General features: G+C 42.6%; 5 protein-coding genes and 2 pseudogenes. 4 read left to right on the forward strand and 3 right to left on the reverse strand.

The genetic code is table 11. The features are described 5' to 3' along the window. The first annotated feature begins 148 nt into the window (after positions 1-148). The 4 genes from I656_RS09425 (at position 149) to I656_RS09410 (ending at position 2,922) form a co-directional block, all read left to right on the forward strand. On the forward strand, positions 149-841 hold the full coding sequence (locus I656_RS09425) for a lantibiotic protection ABC transporter ATP-binding protein (RefSeq protein WP_013144163.1): 693 nt from the start codon (positions 149-151) through the stop codon (positions 839-841). A gap of 15 nt (positions 842-856) precedes the next feature. Further along, positions 857-1,603 carry a lantibiotic immunity ABC transporter MutE/EpiE family permease subunit gene (locus I656_RS09420; protein ID WP_033005348.1) on the forward strand — a complete coding sequence of 249 codons (747 nt, stop codon included), beginning with the start codon at positions 857-859 and terminating at the stop codon, positions 1,601-1,603. 1 nt (position 1,604) lies between these two features. Then, positions 1,605-2,393: a lantibiotic immunity ABC transporter MutG family permease subunit gene (locus I656_RS09415; protein ID WP_020754733.1), complete on the forward strand. Its 789-nt coding sequence runs from the start codon at positions 1,605-1,607 to the stop codon at positions 2,391-2,393. A gap of 94 nt (positions 2,394-2,487) precedes the next feature. After that, on the forward strand, positions 2,488-2,922 hold the full coding sequence (locus I656_RS09410) for a NisI/SpaI family lantibiotic immunity lipoprotein (protein WP_033005353.1): 435 nt from the start codon (positions 2,488-2,490) through the stop codon (positions 2,920-2,922). An 86-nt stretch (positions 2,923-3,008) separates the two neighbouring features. Here I656_RS09410 and I656_RS09405 read toward each other — a convergent pair whose 3' ends face one another. The 3 genes and pseudogenes from I656_RS09405 to I656_RS0115310 form a co-directional block, all read right to left on the reverse strand. Beyond that, the gene (locus I656_RS09405) at positions 3,009-4,427 is read right to left on the reverse strand and encodes a HAMP domain-containing sensor histidine kinase (RefSeq protein ID WP_020754735.1); all 1,419 of its coding nucleotides are present in this window, start codon (positions 4,425-4,427) and stop codon (positions 3,009-3,011) included. Then, a pseudogene (locus I656_RS09400) lies at positions 4,414-5,111 on the reverse strand (response regulator transcription factor). Before I656_RS09400 ends, I656_RS09405 begins: the two are co-directional and overlap by 14 nt. Before the next feature lie 403 nt (positions 5,112-5,514). Beyond that, a pseudogene (locus tag I656_RS0115310) lies at positions 5,515-5,819 on the reverse strand (IS4 family transposase); the annotation flags it as partial.

Here is a 5,819-nt window from a genome sequence, read left to right on the forward strand (position 1 = left end):
CAACTTTTGGTGAAGAGCCATTCTTTTCTTATAAAAACATTAGATTGAGTCATTAATATGAGAACAGCACGGATCTAACAGTCCTATTCTTGCGCTTATGCCAGTCAAGAACCGCCTAGCATGTTCCCATTATGAAAGGAGAATGAACATGGAAGAGTATATGTTAGAAACCCGTCATATAAGCAAAGCGTTTGGGAAACAACTCGCGGTGGATGATGTATCCATAAAAGTCAAGAAACATACCATTTATGGATTGCTCGGGCCAAATGGAGCGGGAAAATCCACTCTTTTAAAAATGCTGACAGGGCTGTTGCGTCCCACAAAAGGGGAAATCGTCATCAACGGCCATCCTTGGAGCAGAAAAGTCCTGAAAGATATCGGCGCACTGATCGAATCCCCGGCTCTTTACGGCAATTTAACAGCCTATGAGAATTTACTCGTTCACGCCAAATTGCTTCATTTGCCCGACTCGCGAATCCAAGAAGTTTTGAACATCGTCGGCTTAGAAAATACGGGGAAAAAGAAAGCATCTCAATTTTCCCTTGGCATGAAGCAAAGGCTAGGAATTGCCAAAGCTCTTTTAAACCATCCAAAACTGCTCATTCTCGACGAACCGACAAATGGCTTGGACCCATTAGGCATCCAGGACTTGCGAACACTCATTAAATCGTTTGCCGAAAACGGGATCACCGTCATCCTATCGAGCCATATTTTGTCCGAAGTCAAACAATTAGCCGATTACATTGGCATTATTCAAAACGGAAAACTCAGGTACGAGGGGAAAATAGACGAGAGTCAAGATCTCGAAAAACTCTTCATCGATGTTGTGAACAAGCAATGAAGGAGGATGGGAGTCATGCTCAATATGTTCCAGTCAGAACACTTAAAATACAAGCGAACGTTTGCCAAAAAACTTATATTCATCGCTCCGCTTTTCTTTGTCCTGTATGCCATGATCACCATGCCAACCATGAATTCAACGCGCCATTATTTTGAATACACGGTATTTAATTGGTGGCCGTTGATTTTTGTTCCCATTGGAACGGCCTTGACTGCTTCCCTTTCAGTGTCAAGGGAGAAAAAGTCCGGAAACGATAAAGCGCTGCGTTGTCTCGACATTAGCATTGTGCGTCTATGGTGGAGCAAAATCGCCGTCATCGCCTATTATATGTTGCTCTCCACTATCGAGCTGATCGTCCTGCTTGTTTTATTGAAATGGTTTTTGCCCAACAGCCTCTCATCCGCTACTGTCGCGGTGTTTGCCAGCTTGGTCATTTGGATGAGTTCTTTATCCTATATCCCGATCGGATTATTTATCGCCGAGCGGTTCGGGATGGCAGCCTCGATCCTTGTCAGTGTCATCGGCCTCGCCTTAGGGGTCGTCATGGCTGCACAGCCTTACTGGCTGTTCATTCCATGGAGCTGGGGAATGAGGATGATGTGCCCGATCGTCGGGGTTCATCCGAACGGCGTTCCTTTGGAAAAAGGGAATTCGCTATTGGATCCTTCTGTCATTCCAATAGGCCTAACGACTGCCCTTGTCATGTTTCTGTTGCTATCTTTTCTGACCGCCGTTTGGTTTTCGCGAAAGGAAGTGCATTGACATGTCGTTTCTTCGCCTTCTGTCATCCGAATGGATCAAAACGAAACGCACAGCAGTTCGGATCATGGTCATCATCATACCAATCCTGTATCCGCTCTTTATGGTATGGTATTTTTCGCACTACCGACATTCCGTGTTTTGGCAGGTGAAAATCTACCAAGGTTTTTTCGAAGTGATGACCGTTTCCTTGCCGATCATCATCTCCTTGCTTACCGGACTGATGTCCTATCAAGAAGAAAAAGCAGGAAATTTCATGAACATCTTGGCCGGCCCTGTATCCAAAATCAAATGGTATGTTGGCAAACTCACGCTGCTCATCTTCATCGCATGCGCGGATATCTTGCTGGCGACGATGGTTATGCTCTTTGGAATGAAATACGTACTCAACGTCGCGCCCATTCATGATCACTTATTTTTGCAAGGAGCCATGCTCTCGATCGTGGGCTCACTGATCCTTTTTTCCTTGCATCTGTTCATCAGCCTTGCCTTTGGAATGGGAGCATCGATTGCCATCGGGAGCGGCGGATTTCTCATTTCCGCCCTTATTGGCGCAACGTCCTTAGGCGATCATATATGGAGCTATGTTCCTTGGGCTTGGGGTGTTCGCCTCTCACAATTTCCGATTTTGATGATGCCCGAAGTAAAGCAAGCATTGGGGGCGCAGTTGTTCAATTCCTATTCGCTATCATTGTGGGAAGGGATGGCCTATGCCCTTCTAGGCTTTATCATCGTGACCATCATCGGTTCAGTCTGGTTTCATCGTTGGGAAGGAAATAAACCACATGAATGAACCCCCGTGGTTCTCTTTCAATGGGATGTTCAAAAAGGAGGGGCCGAAAAGCCTTGATAAATCAACATTTCTAGAGGGAGGTTTTAGAGTGGCGATGAAAAACTTCCTCTTACCCCTCATGTTGATCGGGATCCTCTTTATAGGAGGTTGTTCACTTGTCAGCGACTTAAAAAAGACAGCAACAAAAAATATGGAGATCGATCGGAAATTGCCAAAATATGAGTTGAACAAAGACAATTTGCAAGAAATTCACTATCAAGACCGAACGTACATCATTCAGGCAGCAAAAGTAGATCGACATCAATTGCACAAACCAATCGGGAAAGTAGCGGAGACGATCACCATCAATGAGCATCATCAAATTTTGAGCAAAAAAGAACTGCGAAAGATTGAAATCATTCCCGATCAAAAAGACGAAAAACGAACTCACTTAAACTTCGGATGGGTTTACAGCATCAAAGGTGTAAATCCGGACGAAGAAGTGGCTGTTACGGTGAACCACCAATTTCTCATTGCGAAAAGAAAATAGAGGCTCAGAGATGGGCTAGGGAAATCGGAATCTCCCTAGCCGCCTTCCGTTCTCTACAACAGCGGAAAAGCCATGAGATGGAATGATCAATCAGCCAGCTCCTGAATATAAAATTCAACGGTCGCGCCGCCTTTTTCGTTGTTGTATGCCCAAATTTCACCGCCATGATGATTGACAATTCGTTTGGCAATATACAGCCCTAATCCAACATGATGTTTATACTGCTGATCTTGGTAAAAAGGCTGGAACAACAACGACGTATCGCTTTCTTTAAACCCCGTTCCAGTATCGGAACAGCGAAAATAGATTTTACGCTCATCCCCCTCTTTTTCATCATGCACTTCCAACTTGATTTCTCCGCTTTTGGTAAACCGCAAGCTATTGTATAAAATATTGTCCAACACTCTCATTAACATCGCTTCATCAAGTATGTAAGATGATTTTTGCAAATTCACATCAAAGCAAATATTTATCGATTTTTGATGGTAAACCATTGTTGTGATCTCTCGTTTTTTCTCCTCAAGGATTTGCCTTACATCCACTTCTTTTCCATTCAATGAGAAGTGGTCATTCTCCACTTTATAGAGCAACGACAAATTATCTGTCAACATGGTCATCTTCCCACAGTTTTTGCGAATAATCTCTAAATGGGGAGTGACATCAAAGTGGTCCAACTTTCGCAAGTCTTGAATCAAATCAATTTGTCCTTGGATGACCGTCAACGGGGTTCGGATATCATGCGCGATCGATGATACCATCATTCTCCGTTCGTCATCGGTCTTGGCTAAACGTTCCACCATTTCTTTCAGCGCACTGATCATGGTATTAAAGGAATCCTGGATTTTCATAAATTCTTTTCTTTTCAACCCTGAGACTTGAAAATCAAAATCCCCGCTTGCAATGTGATCAGAAGCCTGAAGCAGCAACCTGACATTATGAAACAATGATTTGTACAGCCTTGATGTAAAGAAAATCAAATAGACAATAAAAAAGATCAACGGAGAAATAAGGAGCAAAGCATAAATCAACACGGCTCCGAAGCGATTTTGATTGTTAATGATAAACCCGAAAGGCGCTTTCAACACATACACCGCCTGAATGGCGTTATCATGTTGAACGGGAATGAACCGATACACATAGCTTCCTTTTACAATCTCACGGTTGATCACTTTGCTCATATCCACTTGACCGTCTACAATTCCGCGATCGCCATACAGATGCTTGCCGCTGATGTCTACAACTTCTCCTTTTATCTTTTCGCTGTAACGATGGATGGGAATGAGTCTCCCCTTGAAAATAGCTTCTTCGTTTTCTTTCACCTTTTTCTCAATCAAATCCAAATCTTTCACGAAATAATTGGTCGGTTTCACCACATGGTTGGTGGTTAATGTCATAATCAAATAGATGATGCATATATAAGTAAAGGCCGAAGTAATCGCCGTTGCCAGCACAACTTTCACAACTAACAAATAAAAATCTCGTTTAATCGTTTTATTGTTTTTCATCGGTCACATCCCATTTATAACCGAGCCCATATAATGTTTGAATATAAGAGGTGTCTGGATCGACGGCCTTGATTTTCTTTCGAATATTTTTAATGCTTTCTGCACCGTGTCTAACTGGCTTTCAGAGTCAATCCCCCATACTCGTTCAAATATTCGTTCTTTCGAGAAAACGATCTTTTGGTTCAGCATCAACAACTTCACAATCTCATATTCTTTTTTTGTGAACGGCAATTTCTTTCCTTTACAAAAGACCTCATTAGCCAAAAGATCAATCGTCATATTTTTAGAACTCAAAAGATATCTCTCGTTCGAACGAATCCGTTCCTCCCTTCTTAAATGGCAATCAATTCTCGCCTTTAACTCCTTTAAGCTGAATGGTTTAGTGATGTAATCATCTCCACCGATCGCCAAAGCTTGAACCTTATCTTCCTCCAGCGTCTTTGCGCTGACAAAAACAATAGGGACATCGACGCGGTCACGAATCAAGCGACACAACTCCATTCCGTCAATTCCTTCCATCATGATATCCAACACAATCAAGTCAAAATCGTTGTTCATCATCTTCAACGCTTCTACACCGCTATGAACCGTTTCTACCTGATAATGATGAAGCTCCAAATATTGCTTGATTGTGCAGCAAATATCTTCATCATCATCAACAAGCAAAATCTTCTTTTTGTTCATGTTTTGATCCCCCCATACAGTTGAATAACAAACTGATTTCATCCCCTATATCCTGAATCTCATGTCACCGATGCCTTGTTGATAGAGACATTTTCACATTCAAAATAGATTAAAATCATAAGATTTTTCTAATGTTTCGGTATGTACCTTTTGGAGAAGATCGTACCGAACTCTCTCAAAGCATGTCATGCTCTCTGTTGAAGGAAGAAATCAGCAAATCGGGCTATTTTGGTGCATGTGAAAACACGGGAACCCCCCATACCCGTCAAGTTAGCGGTATAAAATTTTTAAGACGATACTCGTGTTCATCCCCGCAGTGAATGATGGGGATCACATCCATTATTGGGCATACCAAATCCCCCTCCAGAAGAGGGGTATTTGGTATTTATATCCATATCTAATTCTACCATATCTCTAATTTCGTTACGATATCTGATGCCGTTTCTTCCCCTTTCCTTCGACCTTTCTTGGCATGTTTTCGCAACAGGGAAAGGAGAGAGAAAAGGTTGATTTCCGCCATATGCGAACGCAAAAGCAACTGATGCCAATACGACTGGAGAAGATCGAGCGCTTTCCGTTCACTGATTTGAATGTCTTCCTTTTGATGCCAATACATCCGAGCTTGAAACAGAAACGTCTGGGTGGCCACAATGGCAATCAACGTCCCGTATAAATGGCATTCGACACATTCTTTTTTCATCTCCTTGA

Source organism: Geobacillus sp. WSUCF1, from assembly GCF_000422025.1.
Lineage (GTDB): Bacteria > Bacillota > Bacilli > Bacillales > Anoxybacillaceae > Geobacillus > Geobacillus zalihae.

Excerpts from the sequence above, each read along its gene's own strand:
- I656_RS09410 (WP_033005353.1), top strand. The coding sequence starts at position 2,488 with ATGAAAAACTTCCTCTTACCCCTCATGTTGATCGGGATCCTCTTTATA.
- I656_RS09425 (WP_013144163.1), top strand. The coding sequence starts at position 149 with ATGGAAGAGTATATGTTAGAAACCCGTCATATAAGCAAAGCGTTTGGG.
- I656_RS09405 (WP_020754735.1), bottom strand. The coding sequence starts at position 4,427 with ATGAAAAACAATAAAACGATTAAACGAGATTTTTATTTGTTAGTTGTG.
- I656_RS09415 (WP_020754733.1), top strand. The coding sequence starts at position 1,605 with ATGTCGTTTCTTCGCCTTCTGTCATCCGAATGGATCAAAACGAAACGC.
- I656_RS09420 (WP_033005348.1), top strand. The coding sequence starts at position 857 with ATGCTCAATATGTTCCAGTCAGAACACTTAAAATACAAGCGAACGTTT.